21 protein-coding genes and 1 pseudogene are annotated in these 25,892 nt (G+C 73.7%); 14 read left to right on the forward strand and 8 right to left on the reverse strand.

From position 1 onward, the window contains the following. The first annotated feature begins 10 nt into the window (after positions 1–10). Positions 11–1,594: a TROVE domain-containing protein gene (locus AC6I72_RS24295; protein ID WP_498003306.1), complete on the forward strand. Its 1,584-nt coding sequence runs from the start codon at positions 11–13 to the stop codon at positions 1,592–1,594. A gap of 118 nt (positions 1,595–1,712) precedes the next feature. Further along, entirely contained in the window at positions 1,713–2,291 is a 579-nt protein-coding gene (locus AC6I72_RS24300) for a TetR/AcrR family transcriptional regulator (RefSeq protein ID WP_498003307.1), read from the forward strand. A gap of 323 nt (positions 2,292–2,614) precedes the next feature. On the opposite strand, the gene AC6I72_RS24305 is transcribed toward AC6I72_RS24300, so the two are convergent. The 7 genes from AC6I72_RS24305 to AC6I72_RS24335 form a co-directional block, all read right to left on the reverse strand. Further along, on the reverse strand, positions 2,615–3,844 hold the full coding sequence (locus AC6I72_RS24305; protein ID WP_498004803.1) for a TerD family protein: 1,230 nt from the start codon (positions 3,842–3,844) through the stop codon (positions 2,615–2,617). Between the two features lie 205 nt (positions 3,845–4,049). Beyond that, a complete protein-coding gene (locus AC6I72_RS24310; RefSeq protein ID WP_498003308.1) occupies positions 4,050–5,039 on the reverse strand; it encodes a zinc-dependent alcohol dehydrogenase family protein in 990 nt (329 codons plus the stop codon). Next, entirely contained in the window at positions 5,036–5,860 is an 825-nt protein-coding gene (locus AC6I72_RS24315; protein WP_498003309.1) for a carbohydrate ABC transporter permease, read from the reverse strand. The genes AC6I72_RS24310 and AC6I72_RS24315 overlap by 4 nt, the downstream gene beginning before the upstream one ends. Continuing rightward, positions 5,857–6,795, reverse strand: a complete 939-nt coding sequence (locus AC6I72_RS24320; RefSeq protein WP_037860823.1) for a carbohydrate ABC transporter permease — start codon at positions 6,793–6,795, stop codon at positions 5,857–5,859. The genes AC6I72_RS24315 and AC6I72_RS24320 overlap by 4 nt, the downstream gene beginning before the upstream one ends. After that, positions 6,792–8,165: an ABC transporter substrate-binding protein gene (locus AC6I72_RS24325; protein ID WP_498003310.1), complete on the reverse strand. Its 1,374-nt coding sequence runs from the start codon at positions 8,163–8,165 to the stop codon at positions 6,792–6,794. Before AC6I72_RS24325 ends, AC6I72_RS24320 begins: the two co-directional genes overlap by 4 nt. A 152-nt stretch (positions 8,166–8,317) precedes the next feature. Beyond that, a complete protein-coding gene (locus AC6I72_RS24330) occupies positions 8,318–9,088 on the reverse strand; it encodes a DeoR/GlpR family DNA-binding transcription regulator (RefSeq protein ID WP_498004804.1) in 771 nt (256 codons plus the stop codon). Between the two features lie 425 nt (positions 9,089–9,513). Beyond that, entirely contained in the window at positions 9,514–10,323 is an 810-nt protein-coding gene (locus AC6I72_RS24335) for an NAD-dependent epimerase/dehydratase family protein (protein ID WP_498003311.1), read from the reverse strand. Positions 10,324–10,618: 295 nt separating this feature from the next. Between AC6I72_RS24335 and AC6I72_RS24340 the strand changes: the two genes are divergently transcribed. Together AC6I72_RS24340 and AC6I72_RS24345 are read left to right on the forward strand one after the other, a co-directional pair. After that, positions 10,619–11,560 carry a 5-dehydro-4-deoxyglucarate dehydratase gene (locus tag AC6I72_RS24340; protein ID WP_498003312.1) on the forward strand — a complete coding sequence of 314 codons (942 nt, stop codon included), beginning with the start codon at positions 10,619–10,621 and terminating at the stop codon, positions 11,558–11,560. After that, positions 11,557–12,720, forward strand: a complete 1,164-nt coding sequence (locus AC6I72_RS24345; RefSeq protein WP_498003313.1) for a hypothetical protein — start codon at positions 11,557–11,559, stop codon at positions 12,718–12,720. Before AC6I72_RS24340 ends, AC6I72_RS24345 begins: the two co-directional genes overlap by 4 nt. A gap of 49 nt (positions 12,721–12,769) precedes the next feature. Here the strand turns inward: AC6I72_RS24345 and AC6I72_RS24350 are convergent, their stop codons facing one another. Continuing rightward, on the reverse strand, positions 12,770–14,050 hold the full coding sequence (locus AC6I72_RS24350) for an MFS transporter (RefSeq protein WP_498003314.1): 1,281 nt from the start codon (positions 14,048–14,050) through the stop codon (positions 12,770–12,772). Between the two features lie 370 nt (positions 14,051–14,420). Between AC6I72_RS24350 and AC6I72_RS24355 the strand changes: the two genes are divergently transcribed. The 10 genes and pseudogenes from AC6I72_RS24355 to AC6I72_RS24400 all read left to right on the forward strand — a co-directional run bounded on the left by AC6I72_RS24355 (position 14,421) and on the right by AC6I72_RS24400 (position 25,884). Further along, the gene (locus AC6I72_RS24355) at positions 14,421–15,017 is read left to right on the forward strand and encodes a TIGR03086 family metal-binding protein (protein WP_498003315.1); all 597 of its coding nucleotides are present in this window, start codon (positions 14,421–14,423) and stop codon (positions 15,015–15,017) included. Between the two features lie 603 nt (positions 15,018–15,620). Continuing rightward, the gene (locus tag AC6I72_RS24360) at positions 15,621–16,304 is read left to right on the forward strand and encodes a GntR family transcriptional regulator (protein WP_498003316.1); all 684 of its coding nucleotides are present in this window, start codon (positions 15,621–15,623) and stop codon (positions 16,302–16,304) included. Continuing rightward, a complete protein-coding gene (locus AC6I72_RS24365) occupies positions 16,301–17,212 on the forward strand; it encodes a dihydrodipicolinate synthase family protein (protein WP_498003317.1) in 912 nt (303 codons plus the stop codon). Before AC6I72_RS24360 ends, AC6I72_RS24365 begins: the two co-directional genes overlap by 4 nt. After that, positions 17,209–18,942: an L-arabinonate dehydratase gene (gene araD, locus AC6I72_RS24370; RefSeq protein WP_498003318.1), complete on the forward strand. Its 1,734-nt coding sequence runs from the start codon at positions 17,209–17,211 to the stop codon at positions 18,940–18,942. Before AC6I72_RS24365 ends, araD begins: the two co-directional genes overlap by 4 nt. 103 nt (positions 18,943–19,045) lie before the next feature. Then, positions 19,046–19,982: pseudogene (locus AC6I72_RS24375) on the forward strand (carbohydrate ABC transporter permease). Beyond that, on the forward strand, positions 19,979–20,863 hold the full coding sequence (locus AC6I72_RS24380; RefSeq protein ID WP_498003319.1) for a carbohydrate ABC transporter permease: 885 nt from the start codon (positions 19,979–19,981) through the stop codon (positions 20,861–20,863). Before AC6I72_RS24375 ends, AC6I72_RS24380 begins: the two are co-directional and overlap by 4 nt. Further along, on the forward strand, positions 20,860–22,029 hold the full coding sequence (locus AC6I72_RS24385; RefSeq protein ID WP_498003320.1) for a Gfo/Idh/MocA family protein: 1,170 nt from the start codon (positions 20,860–20,862) through the stop codon (positions 22,027–22,029). Before AC6I72_RS24380 ends, AC6I72_RS24385 begins: the two co-directional genes overlap by 4 nt. Then, positions 22,026–22,871, forward strand: coding sequence for a DUF6807 domain-containing protein (locus AC6I72_RS24390; protein ID WP_498003321.1), 846 nt, complete (start codon positions 22,026–22,028; stop codon positions 22,869–22,871). Before AC6I72_RS24385 ends, AC6I72_RS24390 begins: the two co-directional genes overlap by 4 nt. After that, a complete protein-coding gene (locus tag AC6I72_RS24395; RefSeq protein ID WP_498003322.1) occupies positions 22,868–24,400 on the forward strand; it encodes a glycoside hydrolase family 43 protein in 1,533 nt (510 codons plus the stop codon). Before AC6I72_RS24390 ends, AC6I72_RS24395 begins: the two co-directional genes overlap by 4 nt. Positions 24,401–24,540: 140 nt before the next feature. Next, positions 24,541–25,884 carry an ABC transporter substrate-binding protein gene (locus AC6I72_RS24400; protein ID WP_498004805.1) on the forward strand — a complete coding sequence of 448 codons (1,344 nt, stop codon included), beginning with the start codon at positions 24,541–24,543 and terminating at the stop codon, positions 25,882–25,884. Positions 25,885–25,892 lie beyond the last annotated feature (8 nt).

Genomic DNA, 25,892 nt, shown 5'->3' on the forward strand with positions numbered 1-25,892 from the left:
GGAATTCACGATGGCGCGATTCAACACCAGGACGGCCCGTCCGCAGCCCGTTTCCCGGGTGACGTCCACGGGGCGCGTGCTGCGCACCCACGAGGGCGGCCGGGGCCGGGAGCGGGACGCGCGCTCGGAACTCTTCCTGCTCGCGGTCTCCCACATGGTGTCGCAGCAGACCTTCTACGAGGACGGCGCCGACCGCGACGACCGGTTCGTGCGGCTCGTGCGCGAACTCGCCGTCGCCGACCCGGCCTGGACGGCCGGCCTGCTCGGCTGGCTGCGCGGCGAGGGCAACCTGCGCACCGCCGCGGTCGTGGGCGCCGCCGAGTACGTGCACGCCCGGCTGGCGGTTGGCGCGGCCGGCGGCCCCGCCAACCGGCAGGTCGTGGACTCGGTGCTGCGGCGGCCGGACGAGCCCGGTGAACTGCTGGCGTACTGGACGGCGACGTACGGGCGCGCCGTGCCCAAGCCGGTCAAGCGCGGGATCGCCGACGCCGTACGCCGGCTGTACCACGCCCGGTCGCTGCTGAAGTACGACACCGCCTCCAAGGGCTACCGCTTCGGCGACATCCTCAACCTCGTGCACGCGGTGCCCGACCCGGACAAGCCGGGGCAGGGCGAACTGTTCCGGTACGCGCTGGACCGCCGCCACCACCCCGAGACGGCGGTGCCGCCGGCGTCCGACCCGGTGCTCACCGCGCACCGGGAGCTGATGGCGCTGCCGGTGGCCGAGCGGCGCGCGGTGGTCACCTCCGCCGGCGGCGCCGAGCGTCTGGCCGCGGCGGGCCTGACCTGGGAGGCGCTGGCCGGCTGGCTGCAGGGCCCGATGGACCGGGCGGCGTGGGAGGCCGTCATCCCGTCCATGGGCGTGATGGCGCTCGTGCGCAACCTGCGCAACTTCGACCAGGCCGGCGTCTCGGACGAGGTCGCCGCACGGGTCGCGGCGAAGATCAGCGACCCGGAGCAGGTGGCCCGCTCACGGCAGTTCCCCTTCCGGTACCTGGCCGCCTACCAGCACGCCCCGTCGCTGCGCTGGGCGTACCCGCTGGAGCAGGCGCTCGGCCACTCGCTGGCCAACGTGCCCGCGCTGACGGGCCGCACGCTGGTGCTCGTGGACCGCTCGGGGTCGATGTTCTGGTCGCGGATGTCGGAGCGCTCCGAACTGAACCGGGCGGACGCGGCGGCCGTCTTCGGCACGGCGCTGGCGCTGCGCGCGGCGCACGCGGACCTCGTCCAGTGCGGGTCGTCGAGCGACCCGGTGCCCTTCCGGCGGGGCGAGTCGGTGCTGAAGATCCTGGACCGCTTCGGCGACCTCGGCGGCACCGACACCACCGAGGCGGTACGGCGCCACTACCGGGGGCACGACCGGGTGCTGATCGTCACCGACGAGCAGTACGCCCCCAGCCGGCACGGCGACCCGACCGAGCAGATCCCGCCGCACGTGCCGGTCTACACCTGGAACCTCGCCGGGTACCGTGCGGGCCACGGGCCGTCCGGCCGGGACGGGCGGCACACCTTCGGCGGCCTGTCGGACGCGGCCTTCCGGATGGTGCAGCTGCTCGAAGCCGGGCGGGACGCCGACTGGCCGTGGGCCGGCTGAGGACGGGACCGCCGCTCGCCGGTCCCGGGCGAGTCCGTCGTCCGGGACCGGGCCCGGCCCCGCGTCCAGGGCTCCGGTAAATTACGGAGATGGTCCCCGGTTCGCGAGGAGGGTCTGGATGACGCAGGTCAGGCCGATGCGCGCGGACGCCCGGCGCAACTACGAGCGGTTGCTCGAGGTGGCGGCACGGGCCTTCGCCGAGCACGGGGAGAACGCGTCCCTCGACGACATCGCCAAGCGCGCCGGCGTCGGCTCCGGCACGCTCTACCGGCACTTCCCGAACCGGCAGGCGCTGCTGGAGGCGGCCTACGTCGACCGGATCGAGGCGATCGCCGCCCGCGCGGGCGAGCTGGCGCGGGACCTGCCGCCGGGCGAGGCGCTGACGGCCTGGCTGGAGGAGCTGTGCGTCTGGACGATCCAGGCGCGCGGTCTGAAGGCGCTGCTCGGGTCGGCCGTCACGGACGGCAGCGCGGCGGCGGTCACGGTGTGCGGCACGTCGCTCAAGGGCGCCGCGGCCCGGCTGGTGGAGGCCGCGCAGCGGGAGGGGACCCTGCGGGCGGACCTGGAACCGCTCGAACTGCTGCGGCTGGCGCACGGTGTGGCGACAGCGTCCGAACTGGCCGACGGACAGCAGGCGGGGCAGGGGGCGCACATCCGGCGCTATCTGTCCCTGCTGCTGGAGGGCCTGCGGGCCTGAGCGCACCCGTGCCCGGCGGCGGGCGCGGCCGGGCACGGCAGACGGGGGGCACGGCAGACGGCGGGCACAGCAGACGGCAGGCGCGGCCGGCCGACGGGACCGGGGCGGCCCGGACCCCGGTACCGGCCGCGGTGGCCGGCTACCGGGCGGGGCCGTGGGGCCCGGGTACGGCGTCTGGTCCCTTGCGAGAGGTGCCCGGGTCCGGGTCCGGGGAAGCGCCGGGGCTCCGGGTACCGGAAAGTGCCGGGCTCCGGGTGGCGCGAGGTACCGGGGCGGCCCGGGGCCAGGAGGGTGTGCCGGGCCTCGCGCCGCCGCCGTGGTGCCTACAGTGCCTGGGCGGCGGGCTTCACCATGTTCCGTACGGTGCGCGCCTTGACGAAGTCGCCGATGGCCGTCATCTCCCACTCGCCGGAGTACTGCCGGATCAGCTTGGCCATCATCACGCCGGTCTGGGCCTCGGCGCCGGTGAGGTCGAAGCGGACCAGTTCCTCGCCGGTTCCGGCGTCCAGGAGCCGGCAGTACGCCTTGGCGACCTCCGTGAACTTCTGGCCGGAGAAGGAGTTGACCGTGAAGACGAGGCCGGTGACCTCCTGCGGGAGGCGTCCGAGGTCGACCACGATGACCTCGTCGTCGCCCGCGCCCTCGCCCGTGAGGTTGTCGCCGGAGTGCTTGACCGCGCCGCCCAGGATGGACAGCTTGCCGAAGTAGCAGCTGTCGATGTGGTTGCGCTGCGGGCCGTAGGCGATGACCGAGGCGTCCAGGTCGATGTCCGCGCCGCGGAAGGCGGGCTCCCAGCCGAGGCCCATCTTCACCTGGGACAGCAGGGGGCGGCCGCCCTTGACGAGGGACACCGTCTGGTTCTTCTGGAGACTGACCCGGCCCTTGTCGAGGTTGACCTTCCCGGTGCCGGCGGCGGGCGGGGCCGACGGCGCGGGCGGGGGCGGCGCGACCGGCCCGGTGACCTGGGTGTGGGGGGCGGGCGGCGGGGCCATCGGCTGCGGCGGGGTGCCCGGGTGCGGCGGGGCGACCGGCTGCTGCGGGGCGGCGGGGGCGGCCGGCGGTTCCTCGACGCTCACGCCGAAGTCGGTCGCGATGCCGGCGAGCCCGTCGGCGTACCCCTGGCCGACGGCCCGCGCCTTCCACTGCCCGCCGCGCAGGTAGATCTCCACGATCACCAGCGCCGTCTCGGTGCCGAGCCGGGGCGGGGTGAACGTGGCCAGCGGGGAGCCGTCGTCCGCGTCGCGGATGGTGGCCGTGGGCTCGATGCCCTGGAAGGTCTGCCCGGCGGCGTCCGGGCTGGCGGTGACCACGATCTTCTCGATGCCCGGCGGCACCGCGGCCGTGTCGACGGTGATCGCGTCCGGCGCGGTGCCGCCGCCCGAGCGGTACGTCACGCCCGGGCCGGAGGGCTGGTTGTAGAAGATGAAGTCGTCGTCCGAGCGCACCTTGCCGTCGCCGGTGAGCAGCAGGCCCGAAACGTCCAGCCGCACGGGCGCGGTCACGTCGACCGTGACACGGGCGGCGGAGAGGGGAATGTTCGAGCCGGGGGTCATAGCTGTCATGCCGGGTGAACGAGCGAGGGTACTTTGCCGTTCCCTTACCCGGCGGGAAGAGGCCGTCCGGGTGGCGGCGGGCGCGGCCCGACGGGATCCGCCGCCCCTTGCCCGCCCGCTCTTCCCGTCCTTGGGGGCTTCCCCAGGCCCGCCGGTCGGCCTCCGGCGTCCTCCTCGGACGCCGGACGGGCCCGGACACGGTGTCCTACGGCACCACGACGATCTTGCGGCCCACCCCCGCCGCGAACTGCTCCAGCGCCTGCGGGTAGCTCTCCAGCGGGAGGCGGTCGCTGATGAAGACGTCCGGGTCCAGCACGCCGTTGGCGAAGAGTTCGGCCGCGCGTTCGTAGCTGTGCAGGACCGCCATCGAGCCCGTGATGGTGATCTCCTGGTTGTAGATGCGGTACGGGTCGATCTCCACCCGGGTGGCGTAGTCGGCCACGCCGAACTGGAGGAACGTGCCCGCCTTGGCGACCCGGCCCAGGCCGTCCTGGATGGCCGCCGCGTTGCCGGTGGCGTCGATGACCAGGTCCCAGCCCTGCGGCCGGTCCAGCTCGTCCGGGTTCGCGGCCGACGCCGAGACCCCCAGACCGCGGGCGGTCTCCAGCCGGGCGGGGTTCACGTCGACCACGTCGACGCTCGCCGCGCCGGTCCGCTTGGCCAGCTCCAGCATCATCAGGCCCATCGTCCCGGAGCCGTAGATCAGGACGTGGGCGCCGAGCCGGGACCGCAGGACGTCGTAGCCGCGCACCGCGCAGGACAGCGGCTCGATCAGGGCCGCGTCCTCGGTGCGGACGTGCTCGGGGAGCTTGACGCAGTTGGCGACCGGAGCCAGCGCGTACTGCGCGGCGCCGCCCGCCGTCGTCACGCCGATCGCGGCCCAGCGTTCGCACAGGTTGTTGTGGCCGGTGCGGCACTGGCGGCACTCGTAGCAGTACAGGGACGGGTCCACCGCCACCCGGTCGCCCGCCGCGACCTCGGTGACCTGGGTGCCGACGGCGACGACGCGGCCGGCGAACTCGTGGCCCGGCACGATCGGCAGCTTGGGCGCGAACTCGCCCTGCAGGATGTGCAGGTCCGTCCCGCACAGGCCGCAGGCGGCGACCTCCACGACGACCTCGCGCGGCCCGGGCGTCGGGTCGGGGACCTCGGTGACGACGGCACGGCCCACGGACTCGATGACGGCGGCCTTCATTTCACGGCTCCCAACGACAGGCCCTGGACCAGTTTGTCCTGGGCGGCGAACCCCGCGGCGAGCACCGGCAGGGAGATGACGAGCGACGCGGCGCACACCTTGGCCAGGAACAGGCCCTGGCTGGTGATGAAACCGGTCAGGAAGACGGGGGCGGTCTCGGCGACCACGCCGGTGAGCACCCGCGCGAAGAGCAGTTCGTTCCAGCTGAAGATGAAGCAGATCAGCGCCGTCGCCGCTATTCCGGGGACGGCGATGGGGGCGACCACGCGGGCCAGGATCGTGGGCAGGCGCGCGCCGTCGACGCGGGCCGCCTCGATCACCGCGACCGGCACCTCGGCGAGGAAGGACTGCATCATCCACACCGCGATCGGCAGGTTCATGGAGGTGTAGAGGATGACGAGCAGCCAGATGTTGTCCAGCATCCCGGTGTTCTTGGCGAACAGGTAGATCGGCAGCAGGCCGGCCACCGCCGGCAGCATCTTGGTGGAGAGGAAGAAGAACAGCACGTCCGTCCACTTCCTCACCGGCCGGATCGACAGCGCGTACGCCGCCGGAAGGGCCAGGACCAGGACGAACAGCGTCGACACCACCGAGGCGACCGCCGAGTTGACCAGCGCGGGCCAGGGGCTGGGGCCGCCGCCGCTGCCGAAGAAGTCGCGGTAGCCGTCCAGGGTGAGGGAGGCGGCGAAGGAGGGCGGGTTGGTCGCCGCGTCCGCCTCCGAGTGGAAGGAGGTCAGCGCCATCCAGGCGATGGGCAGGAAGAAGACGATGCCGGCCAGCCAGGCGACCAGGCCGAGACCGTTGCGCTTGAGGACGTTCATGCGCGGGACGCCTCCTCGCGGAACAGGGACGAGACCACGCGCAGGGCGAAGGTCGCGATGACGATCGAGCCGATGACGACCAGGACACCGGCGGCCGAGGCCAGTCCGTTCTCGTGGGCCTGGTAGAAGCTCTGGTAGACGGTGTAGGGGAGGTTGGCGGTGCCCAGGCCCCCGGAGGTGAGGGTGAACACCGCGTCGAAGTTCTGCACGATGTAGATCGAGCCGAGCAGCGCCCCCAGTTCGAGGTAGCGGCGCAGGTGCGGCAGCGTGAGGTGGACGAAGATCTGCCAGTCGCCGGCGCCGTCCACCCGGGCGGCCTCGATCTGCTGCTGGTCGCGGCTCTGCAGGCCGGCCAGCAGGATCAGCATCATGAACGGCGTCCACTGCCACACCAGCGAGGCCTCGACCGCCAGCAGCGGGGTGTTCGAGATCCAGTCCGGCTGGGGCCCGCCGACGTAGTGCAGCAGGCCGTTGAGCAGACCGTACTCGGGGTTGTAGAGCACGTGTTTCCACAGCAGGGCGGCGGCGACCGGCACGACGAGGAACGGGGCGATCAGCAGGGTGCGCACGGCCCCCCGGCCGGGGAAGCGGCGGTCCAGGAGGAGGGCGAGGGCCAGGCCCAGGACCAGGCTGGCCAGCACCACCGCCACGGTCAGCAGGACCGTCGTCCACACCGAGTGGCGCAGGTCCGCGTCGGTGAGCACCTGCTGGTAGTTGTCCAGGCCGGTGAAGCGGCGGGCCTTGGGGTAGAGCGCGTTCCAGTCGAAGAAGGAGATCACCAGCGTGGCCACGAACGGGAGCTGGGTCACGGCGATCATGAAGACGAGGGCGGGCAGCAGCGGGGCGCGGGTGGCCCAGGCGCGCAGCCGGGGGGAGGGCCGCCGGGGCGCGAGCGGCTCGGTGGCGGCCACGGGGGCCGTGGTCGTGGCGGTCATCGTCCCTCGTACTCCTTGGCGATCTTCTCGGCGAGCTGCTGGGACTTCTTCAGGGCCGACTCGACGGACTGGCGTCCGGCGACGGCCGCGCTGATCTCCTGGGAGACCTTGGTGCCGAGGTCGGTGAACTCGGGGATGTCGACGAACTGGATGCCGGGCGCGGGCCGCGGCTGGACGCCCGGATCGTTGGGGCGGGCGTTCTCGATGGCGTTCTTCGTCATCTCCTGGAAGGCGGCCGCCTGAGCGCGGTAGGCGGGGTTCCCGTAGGTGGAGGCGCGCTTGCCGGCCGGGACGTTCGACCAGCCGTACGTCCTGCCCACCAGCTGCTCGTACTCCTTGCCGGACGCCCAGGAGACGAACTTCCAGGCCTTGTCCGGGTTGCGGGAGGCCTGCTGGATGCCCCAGGCCCACGTGTAGAGCCAGCCGGAGGACCGGGTCTTCTCCACCGGTGCGGGGACGTAGCCGACCTTGCCCTTGACGGGCGAGCCCTTGGCCTCCAGGGATCCGGCCGCGCTGGTGGCGTCATACCACATGGCGACCTTGCCCTGGGTCATGTTGTTCAGGCACTCGGCGAACCCGGACTGGGCGGCGCCCGACTCGCCGTGCTGCCGGACGAGGTCGACGTAGAACTTCGTCGCCCTGGTGAACTCGGGGGAGTCCAGGTGCGCCTTCCAGTCCTTGTCGAACCAGGTGCCGCCGAAGGTGTTCACGACCGTCGTGAGGGGTGCCATCAGCTCGCCCCAGCCGGGCAGGCCGCGCAGGCAGATGCCCTTCATCCCGGGGCGGGCGCCGTCGGCCTTCGCGGCGAGGCCGGCGATCTGCTGCCAGGTGGGGTGGGCGGGCATGGTCAGGCCCTTGGCCGCGAACACGTCCTTGCGGTACATGAGGAAGGACGACTCGCCGTAGAAGGGCTCGCCGTAGAGCTTGCCGTCGTCGGCGGTGAGGGACTGGCGCATCGGCGCGAGGACGTCCTGCTGGTCGAAGCCCCGGTCGCGGGCGACGTAGGAGTCCATCGCGTGCAGCCAGCCGTTGCGGGCGTAGATGGGGATCTCGTAGTTGGAGAGGGTGGCCACGTCGTACTGGCCCGCCTGGTTGGCGAAGTCCTGGCTGATCTTGTCGCGGACGTCGTTCTCCGGCAGCACGGTGAAGTTCACCTTGATGCCGGTCTCCTTGGTGAAGTGCGCGGCGGTGAGCTTCTGCAACTCCGTCATCTGCGGGTTGTTGACCATCAGCACGTTGATGGAGTCGCCGCCGGAACCGGCTCCGCCCGCCCCGACCCAGCAGCCGGAGAGCAGCGGGGCGAGCAGCGTCCCTGCGGCGGCCAGGGCGAGTGTCGCTCGCGGTGGCCGCCGTCGGCTCTGGGTTCGCATGGATCGCTCCTGGACGTAGGGGAGTGGGATGGAGGGGGAGACAAGGGGTGCGGCAGGGTGTGCCGCCACGGCGTGCGGGGGTCTTCCGCGGCAGCGGCGGCCGGGACCGGGTGCCCGGACGGGCGCGGCCGGGCGGCGGGGCGGGCCGGGTCTCAGACCCGGACGACCTGCGGGCCGAGCAGGGCGTAGCGGTGGGCCTCGGCCGCCGGGAGCAGGGTGCTGGTCACGATCGCCTCCACCGCGCCGACCTCGGCGAACCGGCAGAAACTGACCGCGCCGAACTTGGTGTGCGTTCCGGCGAAGACGGTGCGCCGGGCCGCCCGCATCGCCTGTGCCTTGACCTCGCTGACGGCCGGGTCGGGGGTGGTCAGACCGTGCTCGCGGGAGATGCCGTTGGCGCCGATGTAGGCGAGGTCGAGGACGAAACCGGCGAGCATCTTCGTCGTCCAGTGGTCGACGGTGGCCAGCGTGCCCGCCCGGACCCGGCCGCCGAGCAGCAGCACCGACACGTTCGCGGCCCCGGCGAGGGTGCCCGCGACCGGCAGGGACGCGGTGACCACGGTCAGCGGCCGGTCCCTCGGCAGGGCCTCGGCGATCAGCTGCGGGGTGAACCCCTCGTCCACGAAGACCGTCTCGGCGTCCCCGAGCAGATCGGCCGCCGCCGCGGCGATCCGGCGTTTCTCGGGGACGTGGCTGGTGGCCCGGAAGGCGAGGGTCGTCTCGAAGCCGGCGCTCTCCACCGGATAGGCGCCGCCGTGGGTGCGGCGGACGAGACCGTGGTCCTCCAGGGCGCGCAGGTCCCTGCGGATGGTCTCCTTGGCCACGCCGAGTTCGCCGGCCAGCGCGGTGACGTCGACCTGGCCGGTGGCCCGCGCGGTCCGCACGATCTCCCGCTGCCGTTCCTCCGCGGTCCGCGCGCCCATGGTCTGCACCTGCCCTCCTGGCGTTGCCCGTTCGGGCCCGGTGGGGCCCTCGGGGCACAGTTGTACAGCGGGTGCGCGGCGCCGACCAGGTCTGTTGCGGGCTCGATGCTGCCCGGGTGTGCCCGTTTCCGGGGGTGCGTGTCCGTCTCGGACCTGCGGGGCTGCCCGGCCGGAGGTGGGATCGGGCACGGCGGATGCCCGTACGCGGAGGCGGGCGGGCCCGTTCGGTGCCCGCGCGCCTTGGGACCGGTGAGGGCAGGGGTGGTTCCCGGCCGTGCGGAGCGGCCCTCGACCGGCCGGCGGGGCGGCCGGCGTGACCGGATCGGCGCGGGCGTCGGCGGCGCCGGATCGGCGCGGGCGTCAGGGGAACCGGAGGCCGTGAGCGGAGCGGGGCCTGGGGCGTCAGGGGAGCCCGGTGGGGGGCGTCAGTAGGGCCAGATCGGCGGGTCGGTCACGAAGTGGCCGCCCAGGTAGGCGTGCGCCTTGTCGTCCGGGTCGAGTTCGCCCTGCTCGGCGATGAGCTTCGCGGCGTACGGCTCGGAGTCGTCCCGCGGTTCGTAACCGAGCGCCCGCGCGGTGGACAGGTCCCACCACAGGCGGGTGTTGGCGGAGGAGCCGTGGACGACGGTGTGGCCGACGTGCTCGGCGGTGAGGGCGGCGTGGAAGAGGCGGGCGCCGTCGGCGGGGCTCATCCACACCGAGAGCATGCGCACGCTGGTCGGCTCGGGGAAGCAGGAGCCGATGCGCACGGAGACGGTCTCCAGGCCGTGCTTGTCCCAGTAGAGCTGGGCGAGGTCCTCGCCGAACGACTTCGACAGGCCGTAGAAGGTGTCGGGGCGGCGCGGGGTGTCGACCGGGATCAGCGGGTCGTCGCCGCGCGGGCGGGGGGTGTGGCCGATCGCGTGGTTGGAGGAGGCGAAGACGATGCGTCCGACGCCCTCCTCGCGGGCCGCCTCGTACAGGTTGTACGTGCCCTCGATGTTGGCCTTGAGAATCTTCTCGAACGGGGCTTCCAGCGAGATCCCGGCGAGGTGGACGATCGCGTCGACGCCCCGGACCGCGGCGCGCAGGGCCTCCTTGTCGCCGAGGTCGGCGGTGACGGCGTCCGGCTCGCCCTCGATCGGCCGGATGTCGAGGAGGCGGAGCGTGTAGCCGTACTCGGGCAGCAGGTCCCGCATCAGGGTGCCGAGCCCGCCGGCGGCGCCGGTGAGCAGAACGGTGCGGGGAGCGGGCATCTACGGTCTCCTTGCGTCAACCAGCCGTGTGCGGGGACGTGAACCGGGCGTACGGGGCGGCGGGAGCCACGCGTACGGGAGTACAGGGAAAGCCGTATGCGTGGACGCGATTCACATGCATGGACACGCTAGGGATCGCGGGCGCGCGCCGTCAAGTGTGCCGCGTACGGGGGAAATCCGCTGCCGCTCGCCGGATCGCCCGCTTGACCGGCCAGGTGAGGGCCGCTTAGCGTGGGCTTGTTCATGAATATGGACATCGATCAGAAGCGTGAGTGACTGCCCCTAGGGAGAGCCCGTGCCGTCAGCCCCCCTCGCCGAACGCCTCAGCATCCCCAGCGGGCCGCTGTTCTTCCCCGTCACCGCCTACGGCCACGACGGCGCCCTCGACCTGGACGCCTACCGCGCCCATGTGCGCCAAGGGGTCGAGGCCGGTGCCGCCGCCGTCTTCGCGTGCTGCGGCACCGGCGAGTTCCACGCGCTGACGCCCGAGGAGTTCGAGACCTGCGTCCGCGCCGCCGTCGAGGCGGCCGAGGGCCGTGTCCCGGTCGTGGCGGGCGCCGGGTACGGCACCGCGCTCGCCGTGCGCTACGCGCGCCTCGCCGAGGCCGCCGGGGCGGACGGCCTGCTCGCCATGCCGCCCTACCTCGTCGCCGCCGCACAGGAAGGACTGCTGCGGCACTACCGCGAAGTGGCCGCCGCGACCGCGCTGCCCGTCATCGTCTACCAGCGCGACAATGCGGTGTTCACCCCGGACACCGCCGTCGCCCTGGCCCGCACCGACGGCGTCATCGGCCTCAAGGACGGCCTCGGCGACCTGGACCTCATGCAGCGCGTCGTCAGCGCGGTGCGCACCGAAGTCCCCGGCGACTTCCTGTACTTCAACGGCCTGCCCACCGCCGAACAGACCCAGCTCGCCTACCGTGGCCTCGGCATCACCCTCTACTCCTCGGCCGTCTTCTGCTTCGTCCCCGAGATCGCCCTCGCCTTCCACCGGGCGCTGCGCGACGGCGACGACACCACCGCGCACCGGCTCCTGGACGGCTTCTACCGTCCCTTCGTCGAACTGCGCGCCCAGGGCAGGGGGTACGCCGTCTCCCTGGTCAAGGCGGGCGTACGGCTGCGGGGGCTGGACGTGGGCGAGGTGCGGCCGCCGCTGCACGAACCGGCCGAGGACCACGTCGAGCAGCTCGCCCGGCTCATCGAACGCGGATACGCGCTGCTCGGGGGTGACGCGTGAGGGCGTCGGCGTTCGTCTACCCCTGGGACGTCAACGGCGATCCGGCGGCGGCGGAGCGCATCGCCGGGCTCGGCGTGACAGCGGTGACCCTGGCCGCCGCCTACCACTCCACACGGGCGCTGACCCCCCGTCACCCGCGCCACCGCGTGGTCACCGCCGAGTACGCGGCCGTCCTCTACCCGCCCGGCGACCGCTGGCAGGGGCGGGCGCTGCGCCCCCGGCCCGCCGGTGACTGGGCGCCGGGGGACGCGTACGGCGAGGCGGCGCGGGCACTGGCCGCGGCCGGGCTCGAGGTGCACACCTGGGTCGTCCTCGCGCACAACTCGCGGCTCGGCGCCGAACACCCCGGGACCTCCGTCGTCAACGCCTACGGCGACCGCTACCCGTGGGCGCCCTGCATCGCCCAGCCCGCCACCCGCGCGTACCTCGTCGACCTGGCCGCCGAGGCCGCCGTACGGCCCGGCGCGCGCGGCACCGAACTGGAGTCCCTCGGCTGGTACGGGCTCGCCCACCTGCACGCCCACGACAAGACCGCCGGGGTCGGCCTGGGCGACGCCGGGCAGTACCTGATGTCCCTGTGCTTCTGCCCGGCCTGCCGCGCCGGCTACGGCGGACAGGGCCTGGACGCGGACGCCCTGGCGGATGCCGTGCGCACCGCGCTGGAGCCGGTGTGGCGGGGGGCGCCCTCCGGGGACGGCTGGCCCGCGGTCGAGAAGCTGCTCGGCGCGCGCGAGGCGGCGGGCACGCGCGCGTGGCGCGACGAGAGGGCGCGCACCCTCCAGGAGGAGGCCGTCGCGGCGGTCCGCGCGGCGGCGCCCGAGGGCTTCCGGGTGCTGCTGCACGCCGACCCGGTCTCCTACCACTGCGGCGCCAACGCGGGCGTCGACCCCGCGCACGTCCTGTCCGTCGCGGACGGGGTCGTGGTGCCCTGCACGGGCGGTGCGGGCCTGCTCGCACCCTTCGCCGGGCAGGGGCGCGCGGACGCCGTCCTGGCAGCCAACCTGACGATCGTCTCCGGCATGGGCGGCAACCCGGCCGGCCTCGCCGCCGACGCCGCCCGCGCCCGGGACCTCGGCGCGAGCGAACTGCGGCTCTACCACGCCGGGTTGGCCTCGGACGCCGACCTGGCGGCGACGCGGGCCGCACTCGCGCGGGTGTGAGGCCGGGGGCTGGGACGGGGCGACGGGCCGGCCGCGGGCGGGCGCCCGGTCACGTGCTGCCGGTGCCGGTGCCGGTGCCGGTGCCGGTGCCGGTGCCGGGGGTGTCGGTGGCCGCCGCCGGGGGGTCCTGCGGCCCGTGGGCCGGGGCCGCCAGGGCGGCCGACACGGTCAGCAGGGCCGCGCCCAGCACGCCCAGCAGGAGCCGGTGGCCGACGCTCCCGGCCAGCCACGCGCCCACCGCCAGGCCCACGACGTTCGGCACCAGGACGAGGGTGTGCGCCGTCGCCGTCACCCGGCCGACCAGCGCACCCGGTGTCCCGTGCTGCACGGCCGTGAACGCGGCGATCAGCACGCAGGGCAGCCCCGCCCCGATCGCCGCGCAGCAGCCCAGCACCAACGGGTCGGACGGAACGGCCCGCAGGGCCACCGCGACGGCCGTCAGGGCGATCCCGTACGCCGCGAACCGGCGCCCGCCCAGACGGCGCAGCCCGGCGCCCGAGGCGAGCCCGGTCACCACCGAACCGGCGCCCTGGACGGCGTACAGCACGCCCGCGTACGCGGGTGCGTGACCGAGGGAGTCCACGACCGTGTAGACCAGTGCGCCGTTCACGCCCGCGCACAGCATCGTGGCCGCGCCGGCCAGCACCAGCGGGCGCAGACGCGGATCGGACCAGAGGCGGCGCACGCCCTCGGCGGTGTGCGCCCGCCAGGAGCCGGCCGGTCGCCGCGGCGGCTGCTCGCGGACGCGCAGCAGGGCGTACAGGGCCGCCGCCAGCACGAACGTGACCGCGTCGAGCAGGGCCACCCAGGCGCCGCCGTACGCGGCGTACAGGCCCGCCCCGGCCAGCGGGGCCAGCAGTTTCATGCCCTCCGTCGCGGTCGTCCGCAGTCCGTTGAAGTCGCCGAGCAGCGCCGGGTCGACGGCCTCGGCGACCAGCGCGGACTGCGCGGCGTCGACCACCACGCCCAGGGCGCCGTAGAGGAACAGCACCGCGTACAGGAGCCAGAGCCGGCCGGGGGAAGCCAGCGCGAGGAGGGGCAGGAGGAGGGCCGCGAGCAGCAGGTTCGTGGTGACCAGCAGGGGTTTGCGGCGGGCGCGGTCGGCGAGTGCGCCCAGCGGCGGCCCGGCCAGGGTGGGCGCCCACATCGCGACCAGGCACAGCGCGGCCGGCCCGGTGGAACCGGTGAGGTCCTTGGCCCACACGCCGGACGCCAGCCACAGCGCGGACGTCCCGAAGCCGGAGACCACCACGGCCGCCAGGCACAGCCCCGCCCGCCGGTCGCGCAGCACGCGCAGCAGGGGCGGCAACGTCACGTCGGTCGTCGTCATGCCTCCTGAGAGTGCGGCTGAGGTCCCGCCGTGCGGATCGGGCAGGTGCCCCGGTGCGCGCACCGCGCGGGCGGGGGACCGCGGTGCGGCATCCGTCATGTTCCGGGGGCGGCCGGTCCCGGCCTGCGGTGACGCCGGACGCACCCGCCTGGCGGCCTGAGCGGGGGCCTGCGCGGGGCCGGGGGCCGCCCGGTGCTGAGGCGGGGAGCGGACGGTCCGGGCCACGGGGTCCGGCGCGCGGCCGAGCCCACCGACCCCGGCGTCCGGAACCCCGCACGTACCGCCGGGCCGGCGGCCGATGAGATCCGGTGCCGGGGGCGGTCTGCCCCTGTGGTGAGGGAAGACCTCCCGCGATCTCAAGGAGCAGGCGATGACCGAACCGATCTTCGATCTGGGACCACAGGCTGCTGTCGTGGCCCGGCTGGCGCGGGGAGTGCGCGAGGAGCACCTCTCGGCCCCGACGCCCTGCCCGGACCTGGCGGCCCGCCATCTCCTGGGTCACCTGCTGGGCCTGTCCGTCGCCTTCCGTGACGCCGCCCGCAAGAACCTGGGCGCCACGACCGACACCCGCCCGGACACGACCGTGCCGGACGTCGGGCCGGGCTGGCGCGAGGAACTGCCGCGCGTGCTCGACGACCTCGCCGGGGCATGGCGTGATCCGGCCGCCTGGACCGGCATGACCCGCGCGGGCGGCGTCGACCTGCCGGGGGAGGTCGCCGGCGCCGTCGTCGCGGACGAACTGGTGATCCACGGCTGGGACCTGGCCCGCGCCACCGGCCAGGCCTACGAGCCGGATCCGGCCGCGCTCCAGGCGGCGTACGGCTTCCTGCGCGCCGCGGCCGGCCAGGACCCGGGGCGGGGCGCCGGCATCTTCGGGCCCGTCGTCCCCGTCCCCGAGCACGCCCCGCTCCTGGACCGGGCGGTGGGTCTGAGCGGCCGGAACCCGAACTGGCAGCCCTACCCCTGACCCCCCGGGCCCCGGCCCGCAGCCGCCCCCTTCACCCCGGCCGCCGCCGGAGCCGGCACTCCGGCTGTCCCCGCCGCGCACCGAAGCGGACGCCGTGTCCGGCTCCGGGCGGTCCCGGTGGCGCCCGCCCGGGATCGGTGCGGACAACCGCGCCCCTGCGGGGCCTCTCCCCTTGCCCCGCCCCCGTCCCCGCCGGCCCTCCGCCTCCGTCCTGCGGGCTTCTGCCTCTGCCGGGCCCCCGCCGGGCCGCCCTGCCGCCGCCGGACCAGGCCTCCCGGGCCGGCGGCGGCGGTCACCCCCGGGCAGCGTCCGAGCCGCGTGCGGCCTTCACCGGGTTGACGCGCCCCCGACCCTCCATGCCTCCGCCCGGCAGGGCTCCCGCCCCGCCCGGCAGGGCACCGCCCAAGTCCGGCAGGGTCCTCGCCCCCGCCCGGCAGGCCCCCGCCCCGGGCCGTCCACGTCGGCTCCCTCGCTCCGCGTCGGCTCCCTCAACCCCTTTTTCTGTCAGAAGCGTTGACGAAGTCCCGCGCCCCTCTTACCTTCATCGCGTCGTACTTCGTACGTCATATATGAGACGCGATACGCGAGATCCGAGAGGCGCGCATGACCTCTGTGCCCACGCCCATCCCCTCCCGCACGCAGTTCGTGCAGGAGGGGATCAAACACCGCATCCTCACCGGGCAGCTGACCCCCGGGCAGGCGCTGGTCGAGACCGAACTCGCCGCACAGTTCGGGGTGTCGAAGACCCCCGTGCGCGAGGCGCTCAAGACCCTGGCCGGTACCGGACTGGTGGTGATGAACCAGTACAAGGGCGTCACCGTGCGCATGGTGGACGCGGACATGGCGCGCGAGGTCTACGACGTACGCCTGCTGCTGGAGCCGGAGGCGCTGCGGCGCTCGGTCCGGCGCGCCGCCTCCCTCGACGCCGCCCAGGACGCCCTGCGGCGCGCCGACGAGGCCACGGACACCGCCGAACGCTCGCTGGCCAACCGCGAGTTCCACCGCGCCCTGTACCTGCCCTGCGGCAACCCGCTGCTCGGCCGGATGCTCGACGAGGTCCGCGACCAGGCCGCGCTGGTCTCCGCCGTCGCCTGGTCCGCCGACCCCTCCTGGGAGCAGGAGGCCGCCGAGCACCGGGAGATCCTGCGGCTCGCCCTGGACGGCGACGCCGACGGCGCGGCCCGCGCCCTGCACTCCCACATCGCCTCCTTCGTGCACCGGGCCTTCCCCGGGGTCCTCGACACCCCGGACGCCCTCGACAACCCCGCCGAGGAGGGCCGGACATGAGCGGCGCGACCTTCGAGACCCAGCGGGCGGCCCTGGCCGAGGTGGTGGCGATCCCGGTGACCCCGTTCGCCGAGGACGGCTCCGTCGACCGCCACGCCCACCGGGCGCTGCTGCACCGCCTGCTCGACGGCGGCATCACCACCCTCACCCCGTGCGGCAACACCGGCGAGTTCTACGCCCTCACGCCCGAGGAGCGCCGACTGGTCACCGAACTGACCGTCGAGGAGAGCCGGGACCGGGCGAGCGTCCTCGTCGGCGTCGGCCACGACATCCCCACCGCCGTCGCCTCCGCCCGGCACGCCCGCGAACTGGGCGCGCAGATGGTCATGGTCCACCAGCCCGTCCACCCCTACGTCTCCCAGGGCGGCTGGGTCGACTACCACCGTGCCATCGCGGAGGCGGTGCCCGACCTGGGCGTCGTGCCCTACCTGCGCAACGCCCAGCTGCCGGGCGCCCGCCTCGCCGAACTCGCCGACGCCTGCCCCAACGTCGTCGGCGTCAAGTACGCCGTCCCCGACGCGGCCCGCTTCGCCGCGTTCGCCCGGGACGCGGGCCTGGACCGCTTCGTCTGGGTGGCCGGTCTCGCCGAGCCGTACGCGCCCTCGTACTTCTCCGCCGGGGCCACCGGCTTCACCTCCGGCCTGGTCAACGTCGCCCCCGCCGTCTCCCGGAACATGCTGGAGGCGCTGCGGGCCGGCGACTACCCGGCCGCGATGAAGGTGTGGGAGCAGATCCGCCGCTTCGAGGAACTGCGCGCGGCGGGCGGCTCCGCCGACAACGTCACCGTGGTCAAGGAGGCCCTCGCCTCGCTCGGCCTGTGCCGCCGGGACGTGCGCCCGCCCAGCAAGCCGCTGCCCGAGAGCGGACGTGCCGAGGTCGCCGCCATCGCCGCCGGGTGGTCGATATGAGCGCGCCCCGCAAGCGTCCCGAGGACCTCCGCAGCCACCAGTGGTACGGCACCGACGGCCTGCGCTCCTTCAGCCACCGCGCCCGCACCCGCCAGCTCGGCTACCTGCCCGAGGAGCACCTGGGCAAGCCGGTCATAGCGATCCTCAACACCTGGTCCGACATCAACCCCTGCCACGTCCACCTGCGCGAGCGCGCCCAGGCCGTCAAGCGCGGGGTGTGGCAGGCGGGCGGCTTCCCGCTGGAGTTCCCGGTCTCCACCCTCAGCGAGACCTTCCAGAAGCCGACGCCGATGCTCTACCGCAACCTGCTCGCCATGGAGACCGAGGAGCTGCTGCGCTCCTACCCGGTCGACGGCGCCGTGCTGATGGGCGGCTGCGACAAGTCCACGCCCGCCCTGCTCATGGGCGCGGCCAGCGTCGACCTGCCCGCCGTGTTCGTGCCCGCCGGGCCGATGCTGCCGGGCCACTGGCGGGGCGAGGTCCTCGGCTCGGGCACCGACATGTGGAAGTACTGGGACGACAGGCGGGCCGGACTCATCGGCGACTGCGAGATGGCCGAACTGGAGAGCGGCCTGGCCCGTTCGCCCGGCCACTGCATGACCATGGGCACCGCCTCCACCCTCACGGCCGCCGCCGAGGCGCTCGGCGTGACCGTGCCCGGCGCCTCCAGCATCCCGGCGGTGGACTCCGGTCACGACCGGATGGCGGCCAGGGCCGGGATGACGATCGTCGAACTCGTCCACAAGGACCGCCGGCTGAGCGACATCCTCACCGGCGAGGCCTTCGAGGACGCCGTCACCACCGTCCTCGGGCTCGGCGGCTCCACCAACGCGGTCATCCACCTGATCGCGATGGCCGGCCGGGCCGGGGTGAAGCTCACCCTCGACGACTTCGACCGCATCGCCCGCACGGTCCCGGTCCTCGCCGACGTCCGTCCCGGCGGCCGGAAGTACCTCATGGAGGACTTCCACTTCGCGGGCGGGCTGCCCGGCTTCCTCTCCCGCATCCCCGATCTGCTCCACCTGGACCGGCCGACCGCGGCCCACGACAGCCTGCGCGAACAGCTCGCCGGCGCCCTGGTGCACGACGACGACGTGATCCGGCCCCGCGACAACCCGGTCGCGCCCGAGGGCGGGGTGGCCGTCCTGCGCGGCAACCTCTGCCCCGACGGCGCCGTCATCAAGCACATCGCCGCCGAACCGCACCTGCTGCGGCACACCGGCCCGGCCGTCGTCTTCGACGACTACCGGACCATGCAGCGCACCATCGACGACCCGTCGCTGCACATCACCGCCGACAGCGTGCTGGTGCTGCGCAACGCGGGCCCGCAGGGCGGCCCCGGCATGCCCGAGTACGGCATGCTCCCGATCCCCGGCCACCTCCTCAAGCAGGGCGTGCGGGACATGGTCCGCATCTCCGACGCCCGGATGAGCGGCACCAGTTACGGCGCGTGCGTGCTGCACGTGGCGCCCGAGTCGTACGTCGGCGGGCCGCTCGCCCTGGTCCGCACCGGCGACGCGATCACCCTCGACGTCGAGGCGCGCACCCTCCGGCTGGAGGTCGACGACGAGGAGCTGGCGCGCCGCCGGGCCGAGTGGACCCCGCCGCCCGCGCGTTACGAACGCGGCTACGGCGCCCTCTACGCCGACCAGATCACCCAGGCCGACACCGGCTGCGACTTCGAGTTCCTGGCCCGGCCGGGCAACGTTCCGGACCCGTACGCGGGCTGACTCCCCGCCGGACCGGGCAAGCCCCCGGATCCCTCGATCACGTGTACACAGCAAGCGCTTCCCGCACGCGCTGTATCCGCCCCACTGCGAACGGAGAACAGTCATGGCCCAAGCCGCAGCCGTGGCGAAACCGCCCGCGCCACCCCGGCGGCGCCGGGCCTCCGCCACGCCGCGCAGGCTGCCCTACCTGCTGATCGCCCCCGCCGCCCTGCTCATGCTGGGCTTCATCGCCTACCCGGTGCTCAGCGTCTTCTACTACAGCCTGCGCAACTACAACCCCACCAAACCGTGGCGCAACGGCTGGGCCGGCCTCGACAACTTCACCCAGGCCTTCCGCCACGACCCCCAGTTCTGGGACACGCTGACCTTCAGCGCCAAGTGGGTCGTCGTCGAGGTCGGCCTCCAGCTCCTGTTCGGACTCGCCCTCGCCCTGATCGTCAACCAGACCTTCGTGGGCCGCTCGCTCGGCCGGGCGCTGGTGTTCTCCCCGTGGGCCGTCTCCGGGGTGCTCACCTCCGCGATCTGGGTGCTGCTCTACAACTCCCAGACCGGCATCAGCCGTTACCCTCGCCGACCTGGGCCTCGGCTCCTACGGCACCAGCTGGCTGTCGGACACCTCCACCGTCTTCCCGGCGGCGGTCGTCGCCGACCTGTGGCGGGGCGTGCCCTTCTTCGCCATCCTCATCCTCGCCGACCTCCAGTCCGTCTCCAAGGACCTGTACGAGGCCGCCGAGGTCGACGGGGCGAGCCGCCTCAAGCAGTTCTGGCACATCACCCTGCCCCATCTGAAGGACGCCATCGTCCTGTCCACGCTGCTGCGCGCGGTGTGGGAGTTCAACAACGTCGACCTGCTCTACACCCTCACCGGCGGCGGCCCGGCCGGCGAGACCACCACCCTCCCGCTCTACATCGCCAACACCAGCGTCGACGCCCACAACTTCGGCTACGCCTCCGCCCTGACCACGGTGGCGTTCGTGATCCTGCTCTTCTGCTCGATCGTCTATCTGCGGCTGAGCAAGTTCGGAGGTGACGAGAAGTGATCACCGAGATCGCCCCCGCGCCCGAACGGGCGGCCCCCGCGCCCGAGCGCCCGCGCGGCAGGCGCCGCGCCTGGGACGAGGTACCGCGCCGGCACATCTACCTGCCGCTCTCGGCCTACCTGGTCTTCACCCTGATCCCGTTCTACTGGATCCTGCTGTTCGCGCTGCGCCCGGCGGGCTCCACCTCACTGGTGCCCTGGCCGGTCACCTTCGACCACTTCGAGAAGGTGTGGACCGAGCGCAGCTTCGGCACCTACTTCCAGAACAGCGTCCTGGTCGGCCTGGCGACGCTGGTGCTCACCACGGTGGTCGCGCTGGCCGGCGGCTACGCGCTCGCCCGGTTCGACTTCCGGATGAAGCGGGCGTTCATGCTGGGGCTGCTGTGCTCGCAGTTCGTCCCCGGCGCGCTGCTGCTGGTCCCGCTCTTCCAGATCTTCGCCAAGCTGTCCATGATCAACTCGCTGGGCAGTGTCATCGTCGCCGAGACCGTCTTCCAGCTGCCGCTGTCGATGATCCTGATCAGCGGCTTCATCCGGAACGTGCCGCCCTCCCTGGAGGAGGCCGCCTGGGTGGACGGCTGCAACCGGTTCGCCGCCTTCCGGATCGTCGTCCTGCCGCTGCTGCGGCCCGGACTGATCGCCGTCGGCTCCTTCGCGTTCGTGCACGCCTGGAACCACTTCCTGTTCGCCCTGATGTTCCTGTCCGACCAGGGCAAGCAGACCATCCCCGTCGGCCTCAGCACCCTGATGAGCGCGGACAGCGTCGACCTCGGCGCCCTGGCCGCGGGCGGCATCATCGCCGCCGTCCCGGTGGTCGTCGTCTTCGCCTTCATCCAGAAGTGGCTGATCACCGGCTTCAGCGCGGGGGCGGTGAAGGGATGACGACCGCACCCGCACCCCTGTCCCTGCCCGTCCCGGTCGTGCTCGCCGGGGCCCGCGGCCACGGCCGCACCCACCTCGACAACCTCCGCCGCCTCCAGGGGAAGGGCCTCGTCCGGCTGGTGGGCATCTGCGAACCGGCCCCGCTCACCGCCGGCGAGATCCCCGCCGGACTGGGCAGCCCCGCGCAGTCCGCCGACCTCGGCGCCCTGCTGGACACCACCGGCGCGCGCGTCGCCGTCCTGTGCACCCCCATCCCCACCCACACCGGCCTGGCGCTCACCGCCGCCGAGCGGGGCGTGCACATCCTCCTGGAGAAGCCGCCCACGCCGTCGATGGCCGAGTTCCGGCGCCTGTCCGACGAGATCGCACGGGCCGGCGTGGCCTGCCAGATCGGCTTCCAGTCACTGGGCTCGCACGCCGTGCCCGCCGTCCGGGAACTGATCGCCCAGGGCGCGATCGGAGAGGTCACCGGAGCGGGCGGCGCCGGAGCCTGGGCACGCGACGAGGCGTACTACCGGCGCGCCCCCTGGGCCGGCAGGCGCCGCCTGAACGGCACCGACGTGGTCGACGGCGTCCTCACCAACCCGCTCGCCCACATCACCGCCACCGCCCTCGCCCTGCTCGGCACCACCCGCGCACAGGACGTCACCCGCATCGAGACCGAGCTGTGGCGGGCCAACGCCATCGAGTCCGACGACACCTCCTGCGCCCGCCTCACCACCACCCGCGCACCGCTCACCGTCGCCGCGACCCTGTGCGCCGAACACCCCGGCGAGCCCTACGTCCTGGTGCACGGCACCAGCGGCCGGATCACCTTCTGGTACAAGCAGGACCGGGTGCTGCTGCAACGCGCCGGCCACGGCCCGCAGGAGTTCCACCACGGCCGCACCGACCTGCTGGAGAACCTGCTCGCGCACCTCACCGCCGGGGCGGACCTGCTGGCCCCGCCCGACGCCACCGGCGCCTTCATGCGGCTCGTCGAAGCCGTCCGCACCGCGCCGGACCCCGCGCCGCTGCCCGCCGCGGCCTGGCGGACGCCTCCCGGCGAGCACCGGCGGACCGTGCCCGGCGTCGACGGGCTCGTCGCGGCCGCGGCCGACACCCTCTCCCTGTACTCCGAACTCGGCGCCGCCTGGAGCCGGCCGAAGGAGATGACCCGCGGATGACAGCGAACGACTCCCCGGTGCTGCGGGTCGCGGGCCGCCCGGTCGCCCGCTGCGTCACCCGGCCCGAACTGCCCGACCGGCTCGCCCCCCGCCCCTACCTGCACCCCGTCACCACCCTGGCCGGCACCGCCGTCACCGAACTGAGCCCCGCCGACCACCTCCACCACCTCGGCGTCGGTGTCGCCGTCCCCGACGTCGAGGGGCACAACTTCTGGGGCGGCCGGACCTTCGTCCGCGACCGGGGCCCGGTCGAACTGGACAACCACGGCGCCCAGCGGCACACCGGGTTCGCGCTCCGCGGGAGCGACCGCTTCGAGGAGGAGCTGCGCTGGGTGGCCGCCGGCCGCGAACTGCTCAGGGAACACCGCACCGTCACCGCCGCCCCGCTCACCGGCACCGCCTGGTCACTGGACCTCGCCTTCTCCCTCACCAACGTCACCGGCGCCCCGCTCTCCCTCGGCAGCCCCGCCACCAACGGGCGCCCCGGCGCGGCCTACGGCGGCTTCTTCTGGCGCGCCCGCAAGGAGGACGAGCCCGCGCACGCCTTCACCGGCGCGGCCGAGGGCGAGGCGGCGGTGCACGGCACCCGCGCCGACTGGCTGGCCCTGGCGGGGCGCACCTGGACCCTGGTGTTCGCCGGGGCCACCGACGCCACCCGCCGCGACCCCTGGTTCGTACGGGCCGCCGACTACCCGGGCGTCGGCTCCTCGCTGGCCTGCGCCGAACGGCTGGCCGTCGCGCCCGGCGAGAGCGTCGTACGCCGCGTCGTCACCGTCGTCGCCGACGGCCGGCTCGGCCGCGACGAGGCGGCGGCCCTGGCCCGCGAGGCGGTGACCCGATGAGCCTGCCCGGCGCCGACCTCGGCGACGGCACCTACGCGAACCCCGTCCTGGACGCCGACTGGTCCGACCCCGACGTGCTGCGCGTCGGCGACGACTACCACCTCACCGCCTCCAGCTTCGGCCGTGCCCCCGGACTGCCGCTGCTGCACTCCCGCGACCTGGTCAACTGGACCCTGGTCGGGCACGCCCTCGAACGCCTCGAACCGGACGCCGGGTTCCGCCTGCCCCGCCACGACCGGGGGGTGTGGGCGCCCTCCCTGCGCCACCACGACGACCGCTTCTGGATCTTCTGGGGCGACCCCGACCACGGCATCTTCCAGATCAACGCCCCCGCCTTCCGCGGCCCCTGGACCCGCCCCCACCTCGTCAAGGCCGGCAAGGGACTCATCGACCCGTGCCCGCTGTGGGACGAGGAGACCGGCGAGGCCTACCTCGTGCACGCCTGGGCCCGCTCCCGCTCCGGCGTCAAGAACCGGCTCACCGGCCACCGCATGCACCCCGACGGCACCGAACTCCTCGACGAGGGCAAGGTGATCGTCGACGCCGACCGGATCCCCGGCTGGTTCACCCTCGAAGGGCCCAAGCTGTACCGGCACGACGGCCGGTTCTGGATCCTGGCCCCCGCCGGGGGAGTGGAGACCGGCTGGCAGGGCGCCTTCCGCGCGCGCGACTTCTTCGGGCCCTACGAGCACCGGGTCGTCCTGGAGCAGAAGGACACCGGCGTCAACGGCCCCCACCAGGGCGGCTGGGTGCGCACCCGGCAGGGCGAGGACTGGTTCCTGCACTTCCAGCAGCGCGGCGCGTACGGCAGGGTCGTCCACCTCCAGCCGATGCGCTGGGAGGGCGGGGACGGCTGGCCGGTCATCGGTGACGACGGCGCCCCCGTCGCCGTCCACCGCAAACCCGCCCTGCCGCCGCAGCCGCCCGCCGCGCCCGCCACCGACGACGACTTCCCCGGCGGCCGGTACGGCCGGCAGTGGCAGTGGACCGCCAACCCCCGCGACGGCTGGGCCACCCACCACTCGGGCGACGGCCTGCGGCTGACCTGCGTCCGCTCGCAGGGCGCGGACGACCTGCGCACGCTGCCCCATGTCCTCACCCAGCGGCTGCCGGGCCGGCCCTGCACGGTCGAGACGGAACTGCGACTGGACGGCACCGGCCCGGGGGCGCGGGCGGGACTTGCCGTCCTCGGGGACGCGTACTGCTGGATCGGGCTGCGGCGCGAGGGCGACGGCACCGTCCGCCTGGTGCACCGGTTCGCCGAGCGGGACGGCGGCGGCGAACGCGACGCCGATTCCCCGCGAGCCGCACCCGGCGGGCGGGCCGGGCTGCGCGTCGAGATCGGCGCCGGGGCGCGCTGCCGCTTCTTCTACAACCTCGGCGACGGCCTGCGGCCCTCCGGCCAGGTCTTCGCCGCCACCCCCTGGCGCTGGGTCGGCGCCCTGCTCGGCCTGTTCGCGTGCGCGCCCGCCGGGCCGGGGCACGCCGGGACGGCCGGCTTCACCCGGTTCCGCGTCACCGCTCCGTAGGACACCCCGCGACCTCGACGAACGCCCCGACCTCACCGACCTCACCGATCTCCCGGTCTCAACGACTGCCCCGCTCCGCACCGCTTCACGATTTCTCGTCGCATCCGGAAGAAGAGAGCCGATCCATGAAGAGCCGATCAGTGAAGACCACCATCCACAGAAGCAGGCGCCGCGCCGCCCTCGCCGTCGCGCTGGGCTCCGCGCTCGCGCTCACCGCCACCGCCTGCGGCGACGACGGCAGCGGGTCGGGCGGCGCCGAGGGGGCCGAGGGGTCCGGCAAGGGCGAGATCACCTTCTGGGACAACAACGGCGGTGTGCGCACCGACATCTGGAAGCAGGTCATCGCCGACTTCGAGAAGAAGTACCCGGACATCAAGGTCCACTACGTCGGCATCCCCGCGGCGAGCGCCCAGTCCAAGTACGACACCGCGATCCAGGGCGGCGGACTGCCCGACGTCGGCGGCGTGGGCACCGCCATGCTCGCCGAGCTGGCGGCCCAGGGCGCGCTGGAGCCGCTGGACGGGCGGCTGGCGAAGAGCACGCTGAACGGGAAGCTCAGCCGGAACCTGCTCGGCGTCAGCAAGGCGGCGGGCGGCGGCGAGACCCTCTACCAGGTGCCGACCTCCGTGAACAACGGCACGCTGTGGTACCGCACGGACCTGTTCCGGAAGGCCGGTCTGGACGCCCCGACCAGCTGGCCGAAGTTCTACCAGGCCGCGGACAAGCTCACCGACAAGGGCAAGAACGCCTTCGGCTTCACCATCCGCGGCGGCGAGGGCGCCATCGCCCCGGCCCTGGACGCGGTCTACGGACAGAGCGGCATCACCTCGTTCTGGAACGGCGACAAGACCACCGTCGACGACCCGAAGAACGTGGCCGCCCTGGAGAAGTACGTCGCGCTCTACAAGAAGGACACCCCCTCCGCCGACGTCAACAACGACTTCACCAAGATGGTCGCCCAGTGGGACAGCGGCACCATCGGCATGCTGAGCCACAACCTCGGCTCCTACCAGGACCACCTCAAGGCGCTGGGCAAGGACAAGTTCCGCGGCATCCCCAACCCGACGCTGGCCGACGGCAGCCGGGTCCAGGTGTCCAACCCGGTGGACGGACTCAGCCTGTTCAAGGCCGGCAAGAACAAGACGGCGGCCTGGAAGTTCATCGAGTTCGCCGTCTCGGCCGGGGAGAACTCCAAGTTCAACGAGGCCGCCGGCCAGGTGCCCGCCAACACGGAGGCCGCCCAGGACGCCTGGATCCAGCGGTCCGAGCCGACGAAGCTGGCGGCCGAGGCGCTCAACGGCGGCAACACGAAGATCGTGCAGCTGCCGTACTACCTGCCCGACTGGAACACCATCTCCAAGGCGGACAACGAGCCGAACTTCCAGAAGCTGCTGCTCGGCAAGATGACCGCGAAGCAGTTCCTGGAGACGCTGGCCGGGCAGCTGAACAAGGCGCAGGCCGAGTGGAAGCAGCAGAGGGACTGACCGGCGGC

Source organism: Streptomyces sp. Xyl84, assembly GCF_059731885.1.